Below are 24,324 nucleotides of genomic sequence, written 5' to 3'. Positions count from 1 at the left end.
ATGCTTTGCCAAACTTTCCGATAATTCGGCTTTGGCAAAGCGGCATTTTAGCCGTAGTTTTGCGGCCTGAAACCCTTGCCCCACTCATTATAAAGATACGCAATGGCGAATACCGGAAAAATCACCCAGGTCATCGGTCCCGTCGTGGACGTGAGCTTCGCGGGTGAAGGCACCAAACTTCCCAACATCCTCGACGCGCTCGAAGTCACGAAAGACAACGGCCAAGTGGTCATCCTGGAATGCCAGCAACACCTCGGCGAAGATCGGGTGCGCACCATTGCCATGGACTCAACCGAGGGCTTGACCCGAGGGGCTGTAGTTCGTGACTTGGGCTCGCCCATCACCATGCCCACCGGCGAAGGCATCAAAGGCCGCCTGTTCAACGTGATTGGCCACGCCATCGACGGCATTCCACAGCCCAAAAGCGATGGTGGTCTGTCGATTCACCGTCAGGCTCCCCCGTTTGAAGATCTGGCTACTTCGTCGGAGATTCTTTACACAGGTATCAAAGTTATCGACCTGCTCGCCCCTTATGTAAAGGGTGGTAAAATTGGTTTGTTCGGTGGCGCCGGTGTAGGTAAAACCGTACTAATCATGGAGTTGGTTAACAACATCGCCAAGGCCTATGCAGGTCTGTCGGTGTTTGCTGGCGTGGGCGAACGTACCCGCGAAGGCAATGACCTGCTGCGCGAATTCATCGAATCGGACATCATCAAGTACGGTGAAGAGTTCAAGCATTCGATGGAGCAAGGCGGTTGGGATCTCTCGAAAGTAGACGAAACCGAACTGGCTAAATCGCAGGCAACCCTCGTGTTTGGCCAGATGAACGAGCCACCCGGAGCCCGTGCTCGCGTAGCCCTCTCGGGCCTGACCGTAGCGGAAAACTTCCGCGATGGCGACGGCACCGGCGCTGGTCGCGACATTCTGTTCTTCATCGACAACATATTCCGCTTTACGCAGGCGGGTTCGGAAGTATCGGCTCTCTTGGGCCGGATGCCTTCGGCCGTAGGATACCAGCCTACGCTGGCTACCGAAATGGGTGCCATGCAAGAGCGCATCACGTCAACAAAGCGTGGCTCAATCACTTCGGTACAAGCTGTTTATGTGCCTGCTGATGACTTGACTGACCCAGCTCCGTCAACGACGTTTGCTCACTTGGATGCCACCACGGTATTGTCGCGTAAGATCGCCGAGCTCGGTATCTACCCTGCGGTAGACCCGCTCGACTCGACGTCGCGCATTCTGTCTGCCGACTTGATCGGTGACGAGCACTACAACACCGCCCAGCGCGTGAAAGAGATTCTACAGCGCTACAAAGAACTGCAGGACATTATCGCCATCTTGGGCATGGACGAATTGTCGGAAGAAGATAAGCTGGTTGTATCGCGCGCTCGTCGTGTGCAGCGTTTCCTTTCGCAGCCGTTCCATGTAGCTGAGCAATTTACTGGCCTAGCTGGCGTATTGGTTGACATTAAGGACACGATCCGCGGCTTCAACGAGATCATCGAAGGCAAGTACGACCACCTGCCCGAGGCGGCGTTCAACTTGGTAGGTAGCATCGAAGATGCTGTAGCCAAAGGCGAGCGTCTGATCGCAGAAGCCAAGTAATTGTTAAAGGCGAAACCAACTACTGCATAACTATTTGATTGTCAAATAGTTATGCAGTAGTTGGTTTAACGATTCCACTTATGCATTTAGAAATCATCACGCCAGACCGGAAAGTATTCGAAGGCGAAGTAACAGCCGTCGTGTTTCCCGGAAGCGACGGACAGTTCGAGGTTCTTAACAACCACGCGCCCCTGATTAGCACCCTGAAACACGGCGAAGTCACCGTGACCAGCGCTACCGGCCGTGAAGCCTTTCGCATTGAAGGCGGCGTAGTAGAAGTTCTTCGCAATAACGTGATTGTACTGGCTGAGGCCATTGTTGCTTAAGCCAGAACTGCTTTTTATGAAAAGCCTTTCCCATCGGGAAGGGCTTTTTTGTTTTGAATTGGGCTGTAAGCTTTAGCTTGCACTGGCTTTCGTGCTTGTCGGAAATATCTCTACAACGCACCGCTACTGCTGGCTAAAGCTTACGTTACATGGAAATCCATCCCAAAATCACGCCCATATACCAGACTTCCGTTTTCAAGTTTGAGGATCTCCACGAACTGGAAAGCTATTTCGAAAGCCCCGAGAGTCGGTACATGTACTCTCGTAATGGCAATCCGAATTCCGATGAGTTGGCGAATGCCGTAACGAAGCTGGAAGCAGGCGCGGGTGGTATTGCCACCGGCTCTGGGATGGCTGCCATCTTCGCGGCCCTGCTGGCTTACTGCCAAGCCGGCGACCATGTGCTGTGCGCAGCCGATATCTATGGTGGGTCTTCGTCGTTGCTGAACGCGGAACTGAGCCGAATGAACATCACGGTGACGTATGTGCCATTCGACGCGCTGTACTCGCTCGCGGAATTTGTAAAGCCTACCACGCGCGTTCTGTTAGCCGAAACCATCAGTAATCCGCTGCTACGCGTTGCCGATCTACGTCAACTGGCCGAAGAATGCCATCGCTACGGGCTGAAGCTTATCGTGGACAATACATTCGCGTCTCCCATCCTGACGCGACCTTTGGCATTAGGGGCGGATATTACCTTGCACAGCGTTACCAAATATATTGCCGGCCACAGCGACGTGACGGCGGGGGCCGTAGTAGCTGCCGACCCTGACGTAGCGGTTCGCCTCAAGGAGATCGGTATGCATTATGGCCTGACGCTGAGCCCGATGGAGAGCTGGCTGGCAGTGCGGGGGCTCAAAACGCTGCACCTACGCATTCGCCAGCATTGCCTCAATGCCATGGCCATCGCTGAGTTTCTGAACCAGCATCCGTCGGTGGCCGCTGTGTACTATCCGGGGCTGCCAACGCACCCGCAGCATGTTTTAGCCGCTGAGCAAGGGAAGGGTTTGTTTGGCGGTATGCTTTCTTTCAAAATAGCCGACGAAGCCGAAAAAGTAAACCAGTTGATGCGCCGTAGCCAACGTTTCCCGTTTGCGCCTTCGCTGGCCGGGGTAGATTCGTCGCTCTCGTATCCGTTGGGCACGTCGCACCGCTACCTGACGCCGGAGCAGCAACAACAGCTCGGCATTACTACCGGCCTGATCCGGCTATCGGCCGGCATAGAGCCAGTGGACGAATTGATTGCTGATTTGGAGCAAGCACTTGCTTAAAGAACCACCTCGCGAAGGGCGTCGACCACCCTTTGCAGATCGTCCTCCGTCATGCTTGATCCAGAAGGGAGGCATAATCCTCTCATAAACAGGTCGTTGCAAACTGCGCCTCCGTATGTGGGGGAGGACGCAAAAAGGGGTTGTTGATGCAAGGGTTTCCAGAGCGGCCGGGCTTCGATGTTGCGGCTTTCTAGGTGTTGCCGCACCTGCTCCGGCGTAGCTGAGGTTTGGTTAGCGTCGAGCAGGATGGTTGTAAGCCACCGGTTGGAGCGGCTGCCAACCGGCTCGTGAGGGCCGAAGCTAATGGCTGATACCTCACGGAGTTTTTCTTTATACCACGCATAAATTTCCCTTCGCTTTTTTACCCGATCCTCCAGCAATTCCATCTGGCCCCGCCCAATACCTGCTAAAATATTGCTGAGGCGATAATTGTACCCAGTAGTAGAGTGTTGATAATAAGGTGCTTGGTCCTTGGCCTGCGTCGCCAGGAAGAGCGCTTGCTGCGCCCAGTCTTGGCGATTGGTAACTAACATGCCGCCACTGCTGGTAGTCAGGATTTTGTTGCCATTGAACGAGAAAACGCCCACCGCCCCGAAAGTGCCTAGCGGCCTGTCCGCGTAGTGTGAGCCCAGAGCTTCCGCGGCATCTTCCAGAACCGGAATCTCAAACTCCGCCGCAATGTTCAACAGCTCATGCAATTGCGCCGGTGTGCCATATAAATGCACCAGTATAAGTGCTTTAGGCTTTTTGCCTACTCGGATCCGGTCCTCGATGGCCTCACGCAGCCGCACTGGGCACATATTCCACGTATTTGGCTCGCTATCAACAAATACAGGCGTAGCACCCTGATATACAATGGGATTGGCCGTAGCTACGAACGTGAACGAAGAGCACAACACATCATCACCGGGCTCGACACCTAATAAGATCAGGCCCAGATGAATGGCCGCCGTACCGGAGGCTAACGCCACTGCGTAAGCTGCGCCGGTGTACTGACACACATCCTGCTCGAAACCCGTAATGTTGGGTCCTGTAGGAGCTATCCAGTTGTCCTCGAAGGCTTTATGAACGTAGTTGAGCTCGTGGCGACCAAGATGAGGTGGGGAAAGATAGATGCGGTCGTGGTCTCGGCTACGCATGAGTTTTGATAACGGTGGCAGGCACTCCAACGGCAGTGCAGTCGGCGGGCAAGTCGCGCACGGCAACGGCGCCGGCGCCTACAATGGTGCGGGCACCTACGCGCACTTGGTTGATGACAGTGGCATTGGTGCCCAGATACACGCCCACGCCCAAATGGGCTTCGCCGCCGACATTGGCGTGGGGCATTAACGAACAAAAATCTTCCAGAACCGCGTCGTGGCCGATGGTGCAGCCCAGATTTAGCAAAACGTGCCTGCCCACCCGGATATCGGTGGTCAGGATGCAGCTTTGGGTGATAATGGAGCCTTCGCCCACGCTGATGTGCTGGTATTGCTGACAGGCAACAGAAGGATGAATCAGCGTTGCGAACTGCAAAAGGGGCGAGGTGAGCCTGCTGACCACTGCGGCCCGAGCTTGGCTATTGCCCACAGCCACAATGACTTGCAAGGGTTCCTTGGTAGCATTGAGGTCGGCTGCGGTGCCGCGGTATGGTACGCCGTGGATGAAGGCGCTGGCAGGACTTGCGTCGTCGTAAAAACCAGTGAGCAGCCAGGTGGGCGTGACCTCGTTAATTTGACGAGCGAGCAGCAAAATTTCGCGGCCCAGCCCGCCGGCACCAAAAATAACCAGCGGTTTTAGCGGCTTAGTCATGTTGCGGAGGCTCAGGGGCGACGAATGTACCCGTAAAGGCCTCAGTAGTAGCCTGACCCGGAGCCGTAATATTTCGGGCGCTTACCACCCGTTGAACAGTGAGTAACAAGATGCGAAGGTCTAATTTCAACGACAGGTTATCAGCGTACCACACATCGTATTCAAATTTCTTTTCCCAGGAGATCGCGTTTCGTCCGTTGACTTGCGCCCAACCCGTAATGCCCGGCCGAACCTGATGGCGGCGGGCCTGTTGCGGCGAATACAGCGGCAAGTATTGCGGAAGCAATGGTCGTGGCCCAACTAAACTGATATCACCCCGCAATACGTTCCAGAGCTGGGGTAACTCGTCGATGGAAGTGGTTCGCAGCCAACGTCCTAGCGGCGGCAGGCGGTCCGCGTCGGGAAGCAGATGGCCTTGGGCATCCCGAGCGTTGGTCATGGTTTGGAGTTTGTAAAGCCTGAACAACCGACCGTGCCAGCCGGGGCGAAGCTGCCGAAATAACACCCGCCCTCGGTTTTGGAATGCCAGTGCCACCGCCGCTGGCAGCAGCAACGGCAACGTCAGCAGCACAAGCGGCGCGGCCAACCCCAAGTCAAGCAAACGCTTGCCCCAACGTCGGTACCAATCCAAGCCAATCAGGTCAGACATACGAAAATGCCGAAGCAATCAGGCTTCATGCAAGGCCAAAAATACCCTTTTTATGGCGCCTACGCAGTAGCTTGCGGCGCCGGCGCGACGAATTCTGCCGCTGGAATTCTGCTGCGTACGCTACCTCCCGATCATGCTTGTCTTCCCCAACGCCAAACTCAACCTAGGGCTCTACATCACCAGCCAGCGCGCCGATGGCTTCCGCAACCTCGAATCGGTGTTTGTGCCGCTGCCTTGGACGGATGCGCTGGAAATTTTGCCTGCTGAAGCTAATGCATTAACAATCAGTGGTATACCTATTCCGGGTGAAGTAGAGACCAATTTGTGCTGGCGTGCCTACGAGTTGCTAAAGGCTGACTTTGACTTGCCGCCGGTGCAAATGCATCTGCAAAAGGTCGTGCCCATCGGGGCGGGGTTGGGTGGTGGTTCGGGCGATGCTTCCTTTGCTTTGCGCGCTTTAAACGAGCTATTCAACCTGAATTGTTTGCCTGAGGTACTCGAGAATTATGCTCGGCGTTTGGGTAGCGACTGCGCTTTTTTTATTCGGAACAAACCTGTTTTTGCGCACGAAAAGGGCGATGTGTTCGAGCCAATTGCCCTCGATCTGACCGGCGTCGCGTGCAAAGTCATCTATCCTAATCTGCACATCAGCACCGGCGAAGCGTATTCGCGCGTCGTGCCGCGCACGCCCCGCCACGATTTGCGGCAAAGCATCGCGCAGCCTATGGAAACATGGCGCGAAACTGTTGGTAATGACTTTGAAGATGCCCTGACGCCTTTTTATCCGGTGTTGGGCGAGCTGAAACAAGCCTTATATACTGCTGGAGCAGCCTATGCATGCTTATCGGGCTCAGGGTCTGCGGTTTATGGCTTTTTTCCGAAGCAGCAAGTGCCTCCCGTTTTACGGATTCCCGACGATTATCTCGTCTGGGATGGGTTGCTGTAAGCGACGGGCCCGGCGCTGATTCCACTGGTCGAGAACGGGGTGAATCAGCACGCTAAACAAGATCACCAACGTGCCTAGGTAAAAGCCCGTCGACATCTGCTCTTCGCGGAAGCCGGGCACATGCAGCCAATACATCAGCACCGCCAGCAGGATGCCGTATACGGGTTCTAGGTTGACAGTCAGGTTGATAACGAACGCGGAGAGTCGCTTCATCAGCTCCACCGACGACGAGAAAGCATACACCGTGCAGACGCCTGCCAAGAGCAAGAGCCACACGTAATCCCAGGGTTTTAGGGCCAGATGCAGGCCCGCATTTTGGGTGAAATAGCGGCTGTACAGCGGAAAAAACAGCAAAATAGACAAGCACGCGCCCAGCATCTCATAAAACGTGAGGCGCAACGGCGGGTGCTCTTTCACCAGCTTAGCGTTGAATACGCTAAACAAAGCCGACAAACCAGCCGAAAACACGGCGACGCCCAACCCCAGCAGCTGATCGAATTCTGCCTGCGAAACTAGGTACAGACCTATCATTGTCAGCAAGCCTAGAATTACCTCGTACGGCCGCACCGGCCGCCACATAATTAATGGTTCCAGCAGCGACGTCCACAAAGCCAGCGTAGCCATGCCGGCCAAGCACACGCTCACCGAAGACAGGCGAGCCGCCAGAAAAAACGTGATCCAGTGCACGGCTACCAGCGCCCCGACGCCTAGCAGCCGTAGGGCCGCCAACGGCCTGACGCGCCAGGTTTGCCGGCGCAACATCAACAACAAGGCTAGCCCCGCCGATGCAATCAGCGTGCGCCAAAATACCAACTCCACCGGCGGCACCGAAATCAGCTTGCCCAAGATGGCCGTGAAACCCCACAACAAGACGATAAAGTGGAGCCGGAGATAATCCTTGAGCATAATAAACTGATTGTCAGTGGATTGGTAAATAGTGGTATGCCGATGCTTATTGCGGTACGAAACGATACAGCGCGAGCCCGATTATGGTAAACACAATGCTCGGTACCCAGGCCGCCAACATGGGCGAAAGCGTGCCCACCGCCGCCAAGTTGCGGCTTAGGATTACGAAAATGATGAACACGAAGGCCAGCACAAATCCCAGCGCAATCTGCCCGCCGACGCCCGCTCGCGACTTGCGGGCACTCAGAATTACGCCAATAATGGTAAGTATCAGAATAGCAAAGGGATACGCGTAGCGTTCGTATTTCTCGCTCAGGTATGTTTGCGTGTCGTCGGCGCCCCGGTCAATTTTCTGCTTGATGAACGCATTCAGCTCCGGCAGCGTGAGGGTTTCGGCGAGGCGGTATTTGCTGGCGAAATCCTTGGGGTAAAGATTGAGCGTTGTGTCGCGGGCTGGCACGGTTTGCAGGTGTTCCTGCTGCCCGTTAAAAGTGCGAATCAGCTGCGGCGTGAGGCGCCACGCGTGCTTCGTCGAGTCCCAACTGATGGCATCGGCAGTGAGGCGGCGCTTGAGTGTGGTGCCCACAATGGTTTCGAGCGCAAAGCGGTAGCCGACGTTGTTGATGTTGTCGTAGCTCTCCATCTGGGCATAGGTTTCGGGCCCAATCTTGATGTGAAAGTTGCGCGCATCGAAGTGATACTGCCGCTTGGTGTAAAGGCGTTCAAAGTTCACGCGCGTCTTGTTGGCCACCGGAATCAGCCAGCCAATGAGCCCAAACGTGGCCGCCCCGATAATCAACCCACCCATAACATAAGGCAGCAAAAACCGGCGAAAACTCACGCCGCTGGCCAGAATCGCTACAATTTCGGTGCGAGAAGCCAAGCGCGCCGTCACGAATACGGTGGCTATGAACACCGTGATGGGGGAGAGCAGATTGGCGTAATACGGAAACAGATTGACGTAATATTCCAGAATAATCTGCTTGGCGCCGAGGTCGTGCTGGATGAAATCGTCGTTTTTCTCCGTGAAGTCAATCACGCAGATCACGGCCACCAGCACCACCACCGTAAAGAAAAACGAGGTGAGAAATTTCTGGAGGATGTATTTATCGAGCAGCTTCATGTAATCGTGGGTGAGGCAGATTAATGGGATGGGCGCTGATAATCAGCTTTTTACGGAGTTTTAAGCTGATTTGTATAAGTAATTGATAATGAAGTAGTTGTGTAGCTAGTGATTTACAGGCGCGTCATGAGTTGCTTCACCATGCGGTCTTTCCACTCGCGAAAAGTGCCGGCCAGGATGTGCTCCCGCGCCTGCTTGACTAGCCACAAATAGAACGTCAGGTTGTGCACCGACGCAATTTGCGGGCCGAGCATTTCCTGACTCTGAAACAAGTGACGAACGTAAGCGCGCGAGTAAAACGTACTGACGTAGCCGCCTAGTTCGGCATCAATCGGCTCGAAATCGGTGGCCCACTTTTTATTGGTAATGTTCATCACGCCTTGCGTCGTAAACAGCATGCCGTTGCGCGCGTTGCGGGTGGGCATTACGCAGTCGAACATATCAACGCCTAACGCAATGTTTTCCAATATGTTAGCTGGGGTGCCGACGCCCATCAGATAGCGGGGCTTATCTTTGGGCAAGATGTCGCAGACGAGCTCAGTCATTTCGTACATCAGCTCGGCGGGCTCACCTACGCTCAGGCCGCCGATGGCGTTGCCTTCGCGCTGCTGCTCGGCCACAAACTCCGCCGACTGGATGCGCAGATCTTTGAAAGTGCTGCCTTGCACGATTGGGAAAAGCGTCTGCTCGTAGCCGTAGTGGCCTTCGGTGCTATCGAAGCGGGCAATGCAGCGCTTGAGCCAGCGATGCGTCATGTCCAGCGAGCGCTTGGCGTAGTCGTATTCGCAGGGCCACGGCGTGCACTCATCAAATGCCATGATGATGTCGGCGCCAATGGTGCGCTGAATATCCATCACGCCTTCGGGCGAAAACAAATGCTGCGAACCGTCGATGTGGGAGCGGAATTTGACGCCTTCCTCTTTGATTTTGCGCGTGCCGCTAAGCGAGTACACTTGGTAGCCACCGCTGTCGGTCAGGATGGGCCGATCCCAGCCGTTGAATTTATGCAAGCCGCCTGCCTGGCGCAAAATATCGAGGCCGGGGCGCAGGTAGAGGTGATAGGTATTGCCCAGAATAATTTGGGCCTGTACATCGTTAACTAAGTCGCGCTGCTGCACGGCTTTCACCGTGCCCACTGTGCCGACCGGCATAAAAATCGGCGTCTGGATGGCGCCGTGCGCCGTGGTGACCACGCCGACGCGGGCTTTGGTCTGGGAATCTTGGGCTACGAGATCGAAGGTCATTCAGTCACAATTACAAACCGCAAAGGTAACCCCTTGGCGCCGTTTGCTGCTGATGAATACCTATTTTTGCCGGCTTATCCGGATACCCCGTGTTGCTTCTTTCTTTTTCTCCGGCCCTGTGGCTGTTGCTGGCCTGCGTGCTGGTGCAGCTGTACTACGCGGCCTATTATTTTTTGCCATTCGCCAATCGGCCCACCGAGCCCGAGGACAACGCCGGCGCGGCCGAACCCGTGTCGGTGTTGGTGTGCGCGCACAACGAACTTGACAACCTACGGCGCCTGCTGCCTTTGCTCTTGCAGCAAGAGTATCCGGTGGGATTTGAAATCGTCTTGGTCGACGACCGCTCAGACGACGACACGTATCTCTACGCGCAGCAGCTCGCCCAGTACTTTCCCAACGTGCAGCTGGTAACTGTGAGTACGACTCCGCTGGGCTTGTCGCCAAAAAAATATGCGCTGACGCTGGGCATCAAATCGGCGCGTTACGAGCAAATGTTGTTCACCGACGCCGACTGCATTCCGGCTACCAATCAGTGGATCAGGCTGATGCAACGCGGCTTTGCCCGCCCCGCCGACTTGGTGATCGGGTACTCGGCTTATGCGCCTGAATCTGGGTTTTTAAATAAGCTCGTCCGTTTTGAAACCCTACTCACCGGAGCACAGTATTTGTCGTTCGCGTGGCGAGGAAAACCTTATATGGGAGTGGGCCGAAACATGGCGTATTCCCTCCGTTGTTTCCGGACAACCAAAGGCTTTGCTTCTCACATTCGCAGCCTCGGAGGCGACGACGACCTGCTGGTGCAGGACGCCGTGCAGCACGGGATGCGGGTGACGGTAGTCGCGGAGCCGGCCGCGCACACGCTTAGCAAACCGGCTTCTACTTGGAGCGCTTGGTGGCATCAGAAACGACGCCACCTGTCGGCCGGCCGCCGCTATCGTTTGGCCGATCAATTCCGAATAGGAAACTTTATTGGTACTAATCTGCTTTTTTATTTCACAACGCTTGGACTACTATTTTCCCGCCCTGATTGGGTACCTTTGGCCGCAGTGTGGTTCGTGCGCACCAGCATCCTTTGCTTTACTTATTCCCAAGTTGGCCGCCGCCTTCATGACCGGCTGCCGATAGTTCTGCTGCCTGTCCTCGACGCTGTTTATTTTTTTTACTATCTCGCTCTGGGAATTTCGCTGTTCCTCTACCGTAACCTCCGATGGAAGTAAACAATCAGGAAATTCAAAAACAGTTTTCTGCCAAAGCCAAGCATGATTTCAAGCTGATTCGGGCAGCTGTGGAACAAGGCGATGAAAAAGCCTATGCCGAGCTGATGCAGATCTACAAAAAGCCGGTATACCACGTGGTCCTCAAGATGGTCCGCAACCCCGACGACGCCGAAGATCTCACGATCGAAGCCTTTGCCAAGGCCTTCCGTAACCTGCACAAATTCAACCCCGAATACGCATTTAGCACGTGGCTTTTCCGCATTGCCACCAACAACTGCATCGATTTTATCCGCAAGAATAAAATCAAAACCATGTCGATTGATTCGGCCATCAAAATCGACAACGGCGACGAGATCACCATTGATTTCCGCGATCAAAACTTGAACCCGCAGGAGTCAGCCATCAAAAATCAGAAAATCGAAATCATGCAGCACGTGGTATCGCGGCTGCCCGACAAATACCAGCGCCTCGTCACGCTGCGCTACTTCGATGAGTTGAGCTACGAAGAAATTGCGCAGGAGCTAAAAGCGCCGCTCGGTACCGTGAAAGCCCAACTGCACCGCGCCCGCGAGTTGCTCTATGACATGGTGAAGAACAAAAAGCATATTATATAACTATTTGATTATAAAATAGTTATAAAAGAAAATGCTCCGGCTTCCAGTCGGAGCATTTTCTTTTTACAGATGCCGCGGTTTCGGCATGGGAGCCGTATGGCTACATCCGATACCTTTGTTCCGATGGACATCTTGTTTCACTACTTCCCCGATCTTACCGACCAGCAGCGCCTGCAATTTCAACTGCTAGCGCAGGAATTTCGCGGCTGGAACGAGCGCCTCAACCTCATTGCCCGCACCGACGTCGACAACTTGGCCGAGCGCCATTTTTTGCATTCGCTGGGCATTGCCAAAGTGGTACAGTTTGCGCCGGGTACTTCGGTGCTCGATGTAGGCACGGGGGGCGGACTGCCAGGCTTGCCGTTGGCCATATTATTCCCGGAAGTCGAGTTTCATTTGGTCGACAGCATCGGCAAGAAAATCAGGGCGGTGCAGGACATGGCGCATGCGCTGAAGCTGCACAACGTGACCGCCGAGCAAACCCGCGCCGAGCAATTGCGGCCCAAATACGATTATGTAGTGAGCCGCGCCGTTGCGCGCTTGGCTACGTTTTACACCTGGATCGAGCACCGCTATAAGCCCAGCGTCGATGCGGCTACAGGCCTGTATTATTTGAAAGGCGGCGATCTGGCAGAAGAAATTGACGAGTCGGGCTTGCCGGCTACGGTTTACAACCTGAGCGATTATTTCACGGAGGAGTTCTTCGAAACGAAAAAAGTCGTGTTTGTGCCGAATAGCTTAGCCAAGAAACGATAAGAAACTGCCGAAAATCCCGAAGTAACGCAACCGTTAAGCCGGGATTTGGGCCGTAAGAAACTCGATAGCTCTGCGCTCCGAGTAATATTCGCCATCGGGCGAGCCTTCGGCAAAACCGACGTGGCCGCCTTCCTGCGGCGTTTCGAGGAAAACATAGTTGCTTTTCTCGGCCACCTCGCGCGGAAAGCAAGAGGGCGGCAGGAAGGGATCATTGACTGCGTTTACCAGAAGCGTAGGGATGCGAATCCCGCTCAAATACCGGCCCGAACTGGAATACTCGTAGTATTCTTCGGCTGACTTAAAGCCGTGCATAGGAGCCGTAAAGCGGTCGTCGAACTGCGGAAAGTCCTGCAGCTGATCGATGTCGGCCAAATTGATCTGGCCGGGCAGCAGCTCGGCTTTCTGCCGCATTTTTTCCCGTAGCGATTTCAAAAATCGGTTGAGGTAAATCCGATTTTGGAAGCGCGAGATATAATGCGAACTCGACTTCAGATCGGTAGGCACCGAAAACACAGCAGCACGTTCGACTTGACGCGGGACTTTATCGGGGTTTTCACCTAAGTACTTGAGCGTCACGTTGCCTCCGGCGCTAAACCCAGTGAGGTATACCCGCCGATAGCGCGCTTTGCCCAAGGCATAACGTACTACAAAGTCAAGGTCTTCGGTGTCGCCGAGGTGATAGGTGCGCAACAAGCGGTTCATTTCGCCGCTGCAGCTGCGGTAGTTCCAAGCCAAGGCATCGAAGCCAGCCCGATTCAGCGCGCGCACCATACCGCGTACATACGGCCGGCCGGCATCACCTTCCAAACCGTGTGATACAATCGCCAAGGTATCAGTGTGTTGGTTAGGGAGTCTTGACCAGTCTAAATCCAGGAAATCCCCATCTTCGGTTTCTACCCGTTCGCGCTGGTAGCTAACGTCCGGTACGGAGCGCAGAATGCTCGGGACAATAGTTTGTACGTGGCCGTTGAATAAATAAAACGGCGGTTGATAGCGGGAGTGAGTGACGAGCGGCATAACGAATCAATCTAGTTAAGTAGCCGGCGGAATCTAAATATAACGAAAGCTCGGCATGCATACTAGTAAGATATGCCCGATTTTATGTCGTTTTGGTGAAGTAAAACGCTAAGCTTTTGAGTGTTCGGTTTGGGCCAAACCCAAATAAAGAGCCACTAGCAAAGCGATTCCGCCAGAAAGCGCAAAGGTAAGCGCCGGCCCACCCCAAAACCAGATAAACCCAGCCAGCGTGCTGGCTCCCAAGGCCGCTAAGCTGCTCAACCCAGCATAAGTGCCGAGGGCTGCTCCGGTGTCGGTAGAGGCACAAAGGTTGCTAAGCCATGCCTTGCTAACCCCTTCGGAGGCAGCACCATACAGGCCATACAGCCCAAATAGAAACCCAAAAAACAGCGGGTCTTTGGCCAATGTGGCCCCGGCGTATACCAGTGCAAACAGCACCAAGCCTGTGGCTAGGGTACGGCGCGGCCCCAACCGATCGGAGAGGTGACCGGCCGGAAAAGCCGCGGCAGCGTAGACGAGATTGTAGAAAATATACAGCCCAATAACCGTGGCATCCGAAAGCCCCCTCTGCTTAGCCAACAGCAACAGAAAGGCGTCGGAACTGTTGAATAAGGCGAACAGTAACAAGGCACTGGCGACCCTACGGTAACTTATCGGAGCTCGCCGCCAGTAGCTAAAGGATGCCCAAAACGGCTGGATGGGCTTGCCAGAAGGAGCGCGTGACCTTTCCCTGACCAGCAGCGTGATGAATATGGCCGCCACGCCGGGCAGAAAAGCCAAGAGAAAGAGGTTGTGGTAATCGGTGGGGCGTGCTGCCAGCCAGAACAAGGCCACAGTGGGTCCTAACACCGCGCCCAGCGTATCCATAGCCCGGTGGAATCCGAACACACGCCCTTTGAAGGCGGGCGTGGTCTCATCGGAGAGTAGCGCGTCTCGTGCGCCCGTCCGAAGGCCTTTGCCTAACCGATCGGTGGTACGCGCCAGAAATACCCACCACGGCAACTGAAGTACCGCCATCATGGGCTTAGACAGTGCGCTGAGCCCGTAACCCCATTGTACAAAAGGCAAACGCCGCCCTATGCGATCCGACCATTGCCCGAAGTAGCCTTTGCTCAGGCCGGCCGTTGCTTCCGCTACGCCTTCCAGAATTCCGATTAGCACCACCGAAAACCCGATGCTTTTTAGGTACAAAGGCATCACCGGATAGAGCATCTCGCTGGCCAAATCAGTGAATAAACTCACCAACGACAACAGCCAGATGGTTCGGGTTAGGTACTTCATAGGCAATAAGAGGCTGGAAGAAAGCCGAAACGCAGCGGTACACTTACGGGTTGTTACGGCCATGCTCAGCTCATGAGCGGAAAGTCAAATTGACAGTATGTGTTTGCTATTTCAAATCAAAGCCTTACCTTTGCCAACCCAATTGAAAACGAATTCGAGCAGAACGTCAACTTTTCCATCATGGCGAATCATAAGTCGGCCCTCAAGCGCATCCGCTCCAACGAAGCCAAGCGCGTGTTGAACCGTTACCAAGCTAAATCTACCCGTACGGCTATCAAAAAGCTCCGTGCCTCTTCCAGCAAAACTGAAGCTCAGGAGCTGTTGAAGAAAGTCACGTCGATGCTTGACCGTCTGGCCAAGAAAAACATCATTCACAAGAACAAGGCAGCCAACAACAAGTCGAGCCTGACCAAGTTCGTGAACTCGCTGGCTGCCTAAGCGGCAACAAACCAGCGTTTCTGCTCTATATAGAAAAGGCCTTGCGTGTCCACGCAAGGCCTTTTTGCGTTGCGCGCTTACGTAGCTTCCAAAACAAAACCCCTTGCCACGATTGCGGCAAGGGGTTTTGTTTTGGAAGCTACGTAATTATCTGATAGACAAATACTTATGCAACACTTACTTTTACCATATTGGCTTTGCCTTTCTCGTTGATGGGCATCGAAGCTGTGTTGATGAATACGTCCCCCTTTTGCAAATTGCCGGTCGTGGTCAGCACATACTTCAAGTCCGAAACGGTGTTATCGGTACTCACGAAGCGGTCGTAGTAGAATCCTCGCACGCCCCATACTAGGCTCAACGTGTTGAGAAGCTGGCGGTTGTCTGTGAAGATGAAGATGTTGGCTTTCGGGCGATACTTCGAAAGCTGGAAGGCCGTATAGCCGCGGTGCGTCATGCCCGTGATGACTTTTGCATTGGTGTCGCGGGCCAGCGAACAGGCTGCTGACAGTACGCTGTCGACCATGAACGAGTCGGAGGCTGGGTCGATGGGGAAGCGTCGGTTGTAGACGTCTTCCCGCACCGTTTCCACGCTGCGGATGGTAGCTACCATCGAGCGGATCACTTCGGTGGGGTAGGAGCCAACAGCAGTTTCGGCTGAAAGCATCACCGCATCGGCACCGTCGAGCACGGCGTTGGCCACGTCGTTGGTTTCGGCGCGGGTGGGGCGTGGGCTCGTGATCATGCTTTCCATCATCTGCGTGGCCACAATTACCGGCTTGCCAGCGCGGTTACATTTTTCGATGATAAGCTTCTGGGCCATCGGCACTTCTTCGGCCTTGATCTCAACGCCTAAGTCGCCGCGCGCTACCATGATTGCGTCGGTGAGGGCGATGATTTCGTCAATGTTTTTCAGGCCTTCGGGCGTTTCGATTTTCGCCACAACCCGGGTTTCCTTGCCGCTTTCGGCAATGATTTTTTTAATAAAGCGAATGTCTTCGGCCCGGCGGGCAAAAGATAGTGCTACCCATTCCACGTCGTTTTCAAGGCCAAATTGCAAGTCGGCAATGTCTTTCTCGGTCATGGCCGGTGCCGATACTTCCGAGCTGGGCAGGTTGATGCCTTTGCGCGGCTTTACCGTGCCGCCGTAAATGACTTCCGCCTCCACTTCCGTTTCGCGGTCGGTGCTGAGCACGCGCAACTCGATTTTGCCATCGTCAATCAAAATAGCATCGCCGGGCTTTACGTCGCGGGCCAAGCCCAAGTAGATGGTGCTCAGGCGGGTTGCTGTGCTAATCTCTTTCTCGCCGCACACCATTTTGATGATGTCGCCGGGCTTGATTTCGACAGCGCCGCCTTCTACTTCGCCCAACCGGATTTTGGGTCCTTGCAGGTCTTGCAGCAAGCCCACGTGGGTGCGCAAATCCTTGTTAAGACGGCGAACCGCATTGATCACCTGCAGGTGATCTTCATAAGAACCGTGCGAAAAATTGAGCCGGAATACGTCCACGCCTTCCCGAACCAAGGTAGAAAGTCGGTCATAGGTATTTGAAGCGGGCCCGACCGTAGCTACGATTTTAGTTTTATTGAAATGAGGAAGAGATTCCATGAGATGACGAAAGAAGTTTTTGAGTTGTGAGCAAATAGTAAAAACGGCTGACATCCTGAAGGCAGCACGGCGACAAAGCTCTACGAGTGTATATCATTGATAATGAAATACTTATCTCGTATGATGAGCTTCTTCGCGGCGCTCAGGACGGCAGCCGGGCAATTGAGTTGATGCTTCAAAAGAGCAGATTTTCTTTGAATTTCAAGGAGTTGGGGTCGAACTGACACGCGTATTGTACCTCTGGCAGGCGAGTCAGCCGATCCAATATTTCGTCGGATGCCAGCGCCCCGGTGCCGTTGCTGACCTGAATTAGGTAATCATATTCCTTGATGTCGGGAGCCAAAAACGGCTTTTTCAAGATCGACGGATCGAGCGAGCGGTTACGCAACAAGCGCAGCGTGATGGCTTCGGTGGTGTGCAAATAGTTGCTGATCACGAGCCGGCCGCGGGCCAGCAAATCGTAGATCAGATCTTGTTGTTTGACCAGTCGCAAGCGCAGCGCGTGGTTTAGCGTCCAGGCTAGCTTGTGTTCCCGGCTCGATGAAACCACGCCGAAAAGATCGAAGTCGCACTCGTACTCAACGTCCAGCGTCAGCATTTTCATAGGCAGCTACGAAGGCAAAGAAGGGCAAAAGTACACACGTCAAAAGCCGAAAGGAACAGGCCCGGCCATAATCTTGTACCCTGAAGATTCGGGTGGGTTTGTTTGACAATGTTAGGGAAGATAGTGTTATTTGTGCCTAGTTTTCCTCAAACCCCCACGGAAATGTCTGAAATTGCAGAAAAAGTAAAGGCCATTATCATCGATAAATTGGGTGTAGAAGCTTCGGAGGTCACTCCAGAGGCTAGCTTCACAAACGATCTGGGCGCTGACTCGCTGGATACTGTCGAGCTGATTATGGAGTTCGAAAAAGAATTCAACGTGTCTATTCCCGATGATCAAGCTGAAAACATCGCGACCGTAGGTCAAGCGATCAGCTATCTCGAAGAGCACGCCAAGTAATTCCGGCCTCTTTTTCACGGCTTTCGCTTACCGGCCGGCCCGCCGCCGGCCGTTTTGCTTTTTAGTAGTTCTTCTTTTCGCTTCTTCCGCTAGCTTATGTCTCTTCGGAGAGTCGTTGTAACCGGCTTAGGTGCTCTTACCCCCATTGGCAATTCCGTCGCTGAGTATTGGGACGGGTTGTCGCGCGGCGTGAGCGGTGCGGCCCCCATCCAGCGCTTCGACGCCAGTAAGTTCAAGACCCGCTTCGCCTGCGAAGTAAAAGGGTATAACTCGGAGGACCATTTCGAGCGTAAGGAAGGCCGCAAACTGGACTTGTTTTCGCAGTTTGCTGTAGTAGCTGCCGACCAGGCGGTGCTCGATGCCGGCATTACCGACGCCATCGACCACGACCGCATTGGGGTCATCTGGGGATCGGGCATTGGTGGTCTGCGCACCTTTCAGGAAGAGTGTGTGGCCTTCGCCAAAGGCGACGGAACCCCGCGCTTCAATCCGTTCTTCATTCCAAAAATGATTGCAGACATCGCGTCGGGTCATATTTCGATGAAGTATGGCTTCCGCGGTCCCAACTTCGTGACGGTTTCGGCTTGCGCCTCGTCGTCTAACTCCATTATCGACTCCTTTAATTACATCCGCCTCGGCATGGCCGACGTGATGGTGACGGGCGGTTCGGAAGCGGCAGTGACGGAGGCAGGCATTGGTGGTTTTAACGCCCTGAAAGCGCTGTCAGAACGCAATGACTCTGCCGAAACCGCTTCCCGCCCCTTCGATAAAGAACGGGACGGCTTCGTGTTGGGAGAAGGTGCTGGTGCGCTTATTCTCGAAGCACTCGAACATGCCCAGGCACGCGGCGCCAAAATCTACGCCGAGATCATCGGTGGCGGAATGTCGGCCGACGCGTATCACCTGACCGCTCCGCACCCAGAGGGTAAAGGCGTAATTCTGGTGATGAACAACGCCTTACGGGATGCTAAAATCACCCCAGAAGAGGTTGATTACATCAACGTGCACGGCACAAGTACACCGCTGGGCGACATTGCCGAAGTAAAAGCCATTCAGCACGTGTTTGGCGAACATGCTTACAACCTCAACATCAGCTCTACCAAGAGTATGACGGGGCACTTGCTGGGCGGGGCCGGCGCTATTGAGGCCATTGCGGCCATTCTGGCTATTCAGAACGGCGTCATTCCCCCGACCATCAATCACACGACCGACGATCCCGAGCTGGATTCGCGGTTAAATTTCACGTTCAACGTGGCGCAGAAGCGCGACGTAAACGTAGCGTTGAGTAATACTTTCGGCTTCGGCGGCCATAATACGTCGGTGCTGTTTCGCAAATTCCGCGACTAATGCCAAAGCCCGGTCAGCCACTTCCGCTGTTCGGTTTCTTCCGGCGGCTGCTGGGGCAAGACCGGGCTTTTCGGCAAGCTATTGCCACCGTCACGGGCAGCACACCCGATAATATTCGCCTCTACCATTTAGCATTCACGCACTCGTCAGTAGTGCGTCAACAGGGCGATACTGCGCGGCATCAGTCCAACGAACGCTTGGAATTCCTCGGCGATGCCGTACTGGGCGCGGTGGTAGCAGAATATTTATTCCGCAAATTCCCGTACGAGCAAGAAGGTTTCCTGACCGAAATGCGCTCTCGTATTGTTAATCGCGAGAGCCTCAATCAGTTAGCTTTGAAGTTGGGCTTGGATAAACTGGTGCAGCTAGATCCAGGTCAAGGCCGCGCGGCGCGTTCGCGCTCGGTCAATGGCAATGCTTTAGAGGCGCTAGTCGGCGCCATTTACCTCGATCAAGGCTATAAATCGGCGCGAAAATTCGTGCTCGGCAGGCTGATCAAGCCGTTTGTTGACGTAAAGTCTCTGACGCTGACTACCACCAACTTCAAAAGTAAGCTTATCGAATGGGCGCAGCGTGAGGGGAAATCCCTGCGCTACGATATTTCGGGACAACCACGGCCAGGTGGGGTGATGGAGTTTTCGGCAACCGTTCTCCTCGACAACGAAGCCGTGGCAATGGGCATGGGCTTATCAAAGAAACAAGCCGAGCAAACCGCCGCCGAACGAGCCCTCGAAGCACTAGGTATTTAAGGTATATCTATACAGATACTTGATTATCAAGTGGTTATATAGGTATAGGTATTCTTGCTGGTAGCTTGGCTGCCCAACGTTCTGCGGAAAGCTTGCGGCGGAAAGCGCAACCCCAGGAGAGGCTTTGCGGTTAATCTCTGATAGTATTTCGCTTCTTTTCCTCCTGCCTTATGAGAATTGCCGGCGCCGCCCTCAACCAAATCCCAATCGACTGGAAACACAACCTTCGCACCATCTGTGAGGCAATCGAGCAGGCAAAAGCGGCGGGCGTTGACTTGCTGTGCCTGCCGGAGCTATGCCTGACGGGTTACGGTTGCGAGGACTTATTTCTGCACGATTGGCTTTCGGCAGAGGCGCTTGAATACTTACAGCAAATCAGAAGCTGTACGCAAGGAATTCTGGTGTGCGTAGGCTTGCCCATTCGTCTCGCTGGCCGAACCTACAATACTTCGTGCGTGCTGCGCGACGGCGAAATCCTGGGTTTCGCGGCGAAGCAATTTTTGGCCAACGATGGCGTCCACTACGAGCCGCGCTGGTTTACGTCGTGGCGCGCGGGCGAAACGGGCATTGTGAGCTGGCAAGGCCAGGAGTGGCCCATCGGAGACTTGGTATTTGAGCACAAGGGGGTTCGTTTCGGTTTTGAGATTTGCGAGGATGCGTGGCGGCCCGACAACGAGCGTCCGGCCTGCCGGCTCATGGGCCGGGTTGATTTGATTGTCAATCCGTCGGCCAGCCACTTCGCAATGAGCAAGACGGACGTGCGCTACAACCTCGTCCTCAATGCTTCACGCAATTTTCGCTGCACGTATCTCTACGCCAACCTGCTGGGCAATGAGGCCGGCCGCATGATTTATGACGGCGAGATACTGGTTGCGCGCAATGGGCATTTGCTGACGCGTAATCAGTTGTTGAGCTTTAAAGAAGTGGATGTAGAATGCGTCGACGTCGATTTTTCGACGGAGCAACCCGTAGCCGAATCCATCGTGCCGCTGCCCACACCCGACGAATACCGTGAACTCAACCAAGCCCTGAGCTTAGCTCTGTTCGATTACATGCGCAAAAGCCGCAGCCGGGGTTTTGTGCTGTCGCTCAGCGGCGGTGCCGACTCCTGCATGTGCGCCGTAGCCGTAGCCGAAATGGTGCGACTAGGAGTGGCGGAGCTAGGCGTGGAAGAATTTAAACGGCGTAGCGGCTGTTTTTCGGCCGTTGAGAAAGTTGTGGCCCAGGTGGGTGCCGGCGGCCCGGCGCCTCAGCAAGTGGAAACGGCACCTGCCACTGAGGAAGACCCAACTGACAATCTGCAGCTCGTGCGGCGGTTGCTGACCTGCGCTTATCAAGGCACTGTCAATTCTTCGGATGACACCCAGCAATCGGCAAAGGAGCTCGCTGATTCGCTTGGGGCCGTGTTCTTCAACTGGACCATCGACGACGAAGTAAGTGGCTACGTAAGCAAAATCGAGCAGGCCTTGGACCGCCCCCTAGAATGGCAGACCGATGATTTGGCTCTGCAAAATATCCAGGCGCGGGTGCGAGCTCCGGGTATCTGGTTGCTAACCAATGTGTTAAACTGTCTATTAATTACAACGTCCAACCGCTCGGAAGCTTCCGTTGGGTACTGTACCATGGACGGCGACACGGCCGGCAGCATCTCGCCCATTGCGGATGTCGACAAAGATTTTGTGAAGAAATGGCTGCGCTGGGCTGAAAAAGAGTTGGGATATGTAGCACTTCGCCACGTCAATGCGTTGCAGCCTACGGCCGAGCTGCGCCCCCTCGCCGACAAACAAACCGACGAGCGCGACCTGATGCCTTACGTGCTGCTCAACCGCATCGAGCGGCTGGCTTTTTATAATCGCCTCAGTCCCAAGCAAGTACTTAATACCCTTATTGAGGAAGACCCCGCGCAGGACCCCGAGCAGCTCAAAACCTACGTCAAGCGGTTTTATTCGCTGTGGGCACGCAATCAGTGGAAGCGCGAACGTTACGCTCCTGCCTTCCACCTCGACGACTACAACGTGGACCCGCGCTCGTGGCTCCGCTTCCCGATCCTGAGCGGGGGCTTTCACGAAGAACTCGCGGCGCTGTAGCGTTTGCCCCATAAACCGGCTGGGTTTCCGTACTTTCGGCCTTCCATTTCCTTTCTCTTTTTCTATGAGCCTGCTTGCCTATATTACCTGGACGGCCTCGCCCATCATTGCCAAACTCGGACCGCTCACGTTGCGCTGGTACGGGTTGCTGTTCATGTCGGGCTTTGTGGTGGGGACGTTCATCCTGACGCACATTTACAAATCGGAAAAGGTATCGCCGCGGTGGGTAGATGTCATTACCATCTACATGCTGGTTGGGACCATAATTGGCGCGCGGTTGGGCCACTGTTTGTTTTACGATCCCGACTATTACTTAAAGCACCCGCTCGACATTCTCAAGATCTGGGAAGGCGGGCTGGCCAGCCACGGGGCTACTATTGGCATCTTGTTGGCTACCTGGCTGTTCGCGCGCAATAACAAGTTCGATTACCTGTGGGTGCTCGACCGCATTGTAATTGTGGTCGCTTCAGGCGGCGCCCTGATCCGATTGGGTAACCTGTTTAACTCCGAGATCATTGGCCGCGTGACCGATGTGCCGTGGGCATTCAAATTTGCGCGCTACAACGAGATTCACAACGAGCTGACCAACATTCCCAACGAGTTGCGGCACCCAACCCAGATTTACGAATCGCTGTTCTGCATATTTCTGCTGATTCTGCTCTACGGCATGTGGAACCGCACGAAAGAGCGCACGCCTCGTGGCTTGCTGTTCGGGCTGTTTGTAGTGCTGTTGTTTACCTTCCGTTTTCTGGTCGAATTCCTAAAAGAAAACCAGGTTTCTTTCGAAGATAAACTGCCCCTGAATATGGGTCAGTTGCTCAGTATTCCCTTGGTAATCATAGGGTTGTGGGTGGTGCTTCGGGCCGGCAAATGGCCCGGCAACCCCTACGGATTTGCGCCGCGTGACTTAGAGCAAGACGCCGCAGACGAGAAACCAAAGGCCATTGCCAAATCCAAATAAAAAGGGCCGCTCTCCAGAGAGCGGCCCTTTTTATTTGGGGTCATAAATACCTGCTACTGATTGGGTTGCAATGTGTATTGATACAGCGCACCTTGCTCAGTGCTGATAATTAGGCTGTTGCCGTAGAAGACAACTCCTTCCGTCTGGCCGGCGCCGGGCAGGGCAACGCGGTTCGGAGCGCTCTTGAGCATGGCTTCAAGGCTGTTGCCTTTGTAGAGAAACATTTCTTCGCGCCCCAGCAACACGAGGCTATGACCGTCAGGGCTGAGATTGGCATCGGTGACTTCGCCGGGTATGCTCATGCTTGCAACCAGTTGCGCGGTATGCCGCCCCGGCTGGTCGGATACGGCGTACACGTTGCTGGTGCGTTGCTGCGCGCGGTCTTTGGTGAACAAATAGATTTTGCCATCGTGCCAAAGCGAGGCCTCGCAATCGAAGTTGCGGTCTTTCTTCGACGGTGGAAATTCCTTCTGATCCGCGTATGCAAAATTGATGCTGCCTACCTGCTGCGGGTTGGCCGGATTGAGGCGATAAATAACCAGATCGCGTCGCGTATTGTCGTTGTTGCCGGTATCGCAAACGTAGATGTTGCCGCTGTTGTCTTTGGCCACGCTTTCCCAGTCTTTGTTGGGTACGCTCAGCTTGATCTCATCCAGAAGCTTGCCCTTCAAATCCACTTTGTAAAGCACCGGCTGGTTGCCGGCGTCGCCGTGGGTGTAAAACGTGCCAGGCTGCTCGGCATTGATAAGGCCGGAGCTTTCGGATACGCTGCCCGCCAGTGAGCCAACGCGCTTCAGGCCCGGTATTGATGCCCCAATGAGCTTGTTTTCGAGGCTCTCTTTTTTTGACTTTTTTTTGTCGCCCTTATCCGGGCCTTTATCGTTCTGTGCTTGCGAACAACTGGTACTGAGCAGAGCGCTTGCCAAGGTAGCAAGCGCGAAAAAAATGCGCATATCGCCGGAGTTTCAGGTAAAAAAAGGCTGCTTCCGCCCACGGCAGAAGCAGCGTTACGAGGGGCTATACGCAAGCGCTCGCAATCAGGGTACAGGATCGTAGCCGTGGCCGCCCCACGGATGGCAGCGGCTGATGCGGCGCAGCGCCAGCCGCCCACCCCGCCACGGACCGTACTTCTGCACCGCTTGTGCCGCGTAAGCCGAGCAGGTAGGCTGAAAGCGACAACTGGCCGGCGTAAGCGGCGAAATCAAATGCCGGTAAAACCAGATGAGGGCCAGAAAAAGCTGCCGGAAAAAATAAGCCATGGGTCAAAAGAAAGAACCGCAGCCCTGTGATCGGGCTTGCTCCTCTATAACAGCAAAAGTTACTACGAGTGCAATGTACAAGTGTATAGCTCCAGTGATTTGAGCGATTTGTAAGAATAATTAAA

25 protein-coding genes are annotated in these 24,324 nt (G+C 54.5%); 13 read left to right on the top strand and 12 right to left on the bottom strand.

Annotation, left to right across the window (positions count from 1 at the left end):
• The first annotated feature begins 102 nt into the window (after window positions 1-102).
• From atpD to FHG12_RS04460, 3 genes are all read left to right on the top strand, one after another.
• Window positions 103-1,608 (top strand): F0F1 ATP synthase subunit beta, encoded by a 1,506-nt coding sequence (gene atpD, locus FHG12_RS04470; RefSeq protein ID WP_139514584.1) that lies wholly within the window; start codon window positions 103-105, stop codon window positions 1,606-1,608.
• Window positions 1,609-1,688: 80 nt separating this feature from the next.
• The gene (gene atpC / locus FHG12_RS04465; RefSeq protein ID WP_139514583.1) at window positions 1,689-1,934 is read left to right on the top strand and encodes an ATP synthase F1 subunit epsilon; all 246 of its coding nucleotides are present in this window, start codon (window positions 1,689-1,691) and stop codon (window positions 1,932-1,934) included.
• Between the two features lie 149 nt (window positions 1,935-2,083).
• The gene (locus tag FHG12_RS04460; protein ID WP_139514582.1) at window positions 2,084-3,205 is read left to right on the top strand and encodes a trans-sulfuration enzyme family protein; all 1,122 of its coding nucleotides are present in this window, start codon (window positions 2,084-2,086) and stop codon (window positions 3,203-3,205) included.
• Here the strand turns inward: FHG12_RS04460 and FHG12_RS04455 are convergent.
• From FHG12_RS04455 to FHG12_RS04445, 3 genes are read right to left on the bottom strand one after another with little or no spacing between them, the layout of a single operon-like run.
• A complete protein-coding gene (locus tag FHG12_RS04455) occupies window positions 3,202-4,344 on the bottom strand; it encodes a DegT/DnrJ/EryC1/StrS family aminotransferase (protein ID WP_139514581.1) in 1,143 nt (380 codons plus the stop codon). The genes FHG12_RS04460 and FHG12_RS04455 overlap by 4 nt on opposite strands.
• Window positions 4,337-4,996 carry an acetyltransferase gene (locus tag FHG12_RS04450; RefSeq protein ID WP_139514580.1) on the bottom strand — a complete coding sequence of 220 codons (660 nt, stop codon included), beginning with the start codon at window positions 4,994-4,996 and terminating at the stop codon, window positions 4,337-4,339. Before FHG12_RS04450 ends, FHG12_RS04455 begins: the two co-directional genes overlap by 8 nt.
• Complete coding sequence (locus FHG12_RS04445) at window positions 4,989-5,645, bottom strand: sugar transferase (RefSeq protein ID WP_139514579.1); 657 nt, start codon at window positions 5,643-5,645, stop codon at window positions 4,989-4,991. Before FHG12_RS04445 ends, FHG12_RS04450 begins: the two co-directional genes overlap by 8 nt.
• Window positions 5,646-5,778: 133 nt before the next feature.
• Here FHG12_RS04445 and ispE point away from each other — a divergent pair, with 133 nt between their 5' ends.
• The gene (gene ispE, locus FHG12_RS04440) at window positions 5,779-6,591 is read left to right on the top strand and encodes a 4-(cytidine 5'-diphospho)-2-C-methyl-D-erythritol kinase (protein WP_139514578.1); all 813 of its coding nucleotides are present in this window, start codon (window positions 5,779-5,781) and stop codon (window positions 6,589-6,591) included.
• On the opposite strand, the gene FHG12_RS04435 is transcribed toward ispE, so the two are convergent.
• From FHG12_RS04435 to tgt, 3 genes are all read right to left on the bottom strand, one after another.
• A complete protein-coding gene (locus FHG12_RS04435) occupies window positions 6,547-7,497 on the bottom strand; it encodes a DMT family transporter (RefSeq protein WP_139514577.1) in 951 nt (316 codons plus the stop codon). The genes ispE and FHG12_RS04435 overlap by 45 nt on opposite strands.
• Before the next feature lie 46 nt (window positions 7,498-7,543).
• Entirely contained in the window at window positions 7,544-8,620 is a 1,077-nt protein-coding gene (locus FHG12_RS04430; protein ID WP_139514576.1) for an LptF/LptG family permease, read from the bottom strand.
• A gap of 113 nt (window positions 8,621-8,733) precedes the next feature.
• Window positions 8,734-9,864 carry a tRNA guanosine(34) transglycosylase Tgt gene (tgt, locus tag FHG12_RS04425; RefSeq protein WP_139514575.1) on the bottom strand — a complete coding sequence of 377 codons (1,131 nt, stop codon included), beginning with the start codon at window positions 9,862-9,864 and terminating at the stop codon, window positions 8,734-8,736.
• Between the two features lie 89 nt (window positions 9,865-9,953).
• Here tgt and FHG12_RS04420 point away from each other — a divergent pair, with 89 nt between their 5' ends.
• The 3 genes from FHG12_RS04420 to rsmG all read left to right on the top strand — a co-directional run bounded on the left by FHG12_RS04420 (window position 9,954) and on the right by rsmG (window position 12,451).
• Window positions 9,954-11,081, top strand: coding sequence for a glycosyltransferase (locus FHG12_RS04420; RefSeq protein ID WP_165699300.1), 1,128 nt, complete (start codon window positions 9,954-9,956; stop codon window positions 11,079-11,081).
• The gene (locus FHG12_RS04415) at window positions 11,072-11,695 is read left to right on the top strand and encodes an RNA polymerase sigma factor (RefSeq protein ID WP_139514573.1); all 624 of its coding nucleotides are present in this window, start codon (window positions 11,072-11,074) and stop codon (window positions 11,693-11,695) included. The genes FHG12_RS04420 and FHG12_RS04415 overlap by 10 nt, the downstream gene beginning before the upstream one ends.
• Before the next feature lie 123 nt (window positions 11,696-11,818).
• The gene (rsmG, locus tag FHG12_RS04410; protein ID WP_139517688.1) at window positions 11,819-12,451 is read left to right on the top strand and encodes a 16S rRNA (guanine(527)-N(7))-methyltransferase RsmG; all 633 of its coding nucleotides are present in this window, start codon (window positions 11,819-11,821) and stop codon (window positions 12,449-12,451) included.
• Window positions 12,452-12,484: 33 nt separating this feature from the next.
• Here the strand turns inward: rsmG and FHG12_RS04405 are convergent, their stop codons facing one another.
• Entirely contained in the window at window positions 12,485-13,468 is a 984-nt protein-coding gene (locus FHG12_RS04405; RefSeq protein ID WP_139514572.1) for a YheT family hydrolase, read from the bottom strand.
• Window positions 13,469-13,576: 108 nt separating this feature from the next.
• On the bottom strand, window positions 13,577-14,749 hold the full coding sequence (locus tag FHG12_RS04400) for an MFS transporter (protein ID WP_139514571.1): 1,173 nt from the start codon (window positions 14,747-14,749) through the stop codon (window positions 13,577-13,579).
• Window positions 14,750-14,929: 180 nt separating this feature from the next.
• On the opposite strand from FHG12_RS04400, the gene rpsT reads away from it, so the two are divergent.
• Window positions 14,930-15,187 carry a 30S ribosomal protein S20 gene (gene rpsT, locus FHG12_RS04395; RefSeq protein ID WP_139517687.1) on the top strand — a complete coding sequence of 86 codons (258 nt, stop codon included), beginning with the start codon at window positions 14,930-14,932 and terminating at the stop codon, window positions 15,185-15,187.
• A gap of 166 nt (window positions 15,188-15,353) precedes the next feature.
• Here the strand turns inward: rpsT and pyk are convergent, their stop codons facing one another.
• A complete protein-coding gene (pyk, locus tag FHG12_RS04390) occupies window positions 15,354-16,793 on the bottom strand; it encodes a pyruvate kinase (RefSeq protein WP_139514570.1) in 1,440 nt (479 codons plus the stop codon).
• A gap of 175 nt (window positions 16,794-16,968) precedes the next feature.
• Window positions 16,969-17,397, bottom strand: coding sequence for an IPExxxVDY family protein (locus FHG12_RS04385; RefSeq protein WP_139514569.1), 429 nt, complete (start codon window positions 17,395-17,397; stop codon window positions 16,969-16,971).
• A gap of 162 nt (window positions 17,398-17,559) precedes the next feature.
• Between FHG12_RS04385 and FHG12_RS04380 the strand changes: the two genes are divergently transcribed.
• The 5 genes from FHG12_RS04380 to lgt all read left to right on the top strand — a co-directional run bounded on the left by FHG12_RS04380 (window position 17,560) and on the right by lgt (window position 22,940).
• Window positions 17,560-17,796: an acyl carrier protein gene (locus FHG12_RS04380; protein ID WP_073109216.1), complete on the top strand. Its 237-nt coding sequence runs from the start codon at window positions 17,560-17,562 to the stop codon at window positions 17,794-17,796.
• Window positions 17,797-17,892: 96 nt separating this feature from the next.
• On the top strand, window positions 17,893-19,143 hold the full coding sequence (gene fabF, locus FHG12_RS04375; RefSeq protein WP_139514568.1) for a beta-ketoacyl-ACP synthase II: 1,251 nt from the start codon (window positions 17,893-17,895) through the stop codon (window positions 19,141-19,143).
• Entirely contained in the window at window positions 19,143-19,892 is a 750-nt protein-coding gene (gene rnc / locus FHG12_RS04370; RefSeq protein ID WP_139514567.1) for a ribonuclease III, read from the top strand. Before fabF ends, rnc begins: the two co-directional genes overlap by 1 nt.
• A gap of 170 nt (window positions 19,893-20,062) precedes the next feature.
• Window positions 20,063-21,979 carry an NAD(+) synthase gene (gene nadE, locus FHG12_RS04365; protein ID WP_139514566.1) on the top strand — a complete coding sequence of 639 codons (1,917 nt, stop codon included), beginning with the start codon at window positions 20,063-20,065 and terminating at the stop codon, window positions 21,977-21,979.
• Window positions 21,980-22,043: 64 nt separating this feature from the next.
• Window positions 22,044-22,940, top strand: coding sequence for a prolipoprotein diacylglyceryl transferase (gene lgt, locus FHG12_RS04360; protein WP_139514565.1), 897 nt, complete (start codon window positions 22,044-22,046; stop codon window positions 22,938-22,940).
• A gap of 53 nt (window positions 22,941-22,993) precedes the next feature.
• On the opposite strand, the gene FHG12_RS04355 is transcribed toward lgt, so the two are convergent.
• Both FHG12_RS04355 and yidD read right to left on the bottom strand, forming a co-directional pair.
• On the bottom strand, window positions 22,994-23,893 hold the full coding sequence (locus tag FHG12_RS04355) for an NHL repeat-containing protein (RefSeq protein ID WP_139514564.1): 900 nt from the start codon (window positions 23,891-23,893) through the stop codon (window positions 22,994-22,996).
• 84 nt (window positions 23,894-23,977) lie between these two features.
• Window positions 23,978-24,199: a membrane protein insertion efficiency factor YidD gene (gene yidD / locus FHG12_RS04350; protein WP_139514563.1), complete on the bottom strand. Its 222-nt coding sequence runs from the start codon at window positions 24,197-24,199 to the stop codon at window positions 23,978-23,980.
• Between the last annotated feature and the right edge of the window lie 125 nt (window positions 24,200-24,324).

Origin of the sequence: Hymenobacter jejuensis (genome assembly GCF_006337165.1) — a bacterium.
Classification (GTDB): Bacteria; Bacteroidota; Bacteroidia; order Cytophagales; family Hymenobacteraceae; genus Hymenobacter; species Hymenobacter jejuensis.
This window is presented reverse-complemented; position numbering and strand designations above follow the sequence as displayed.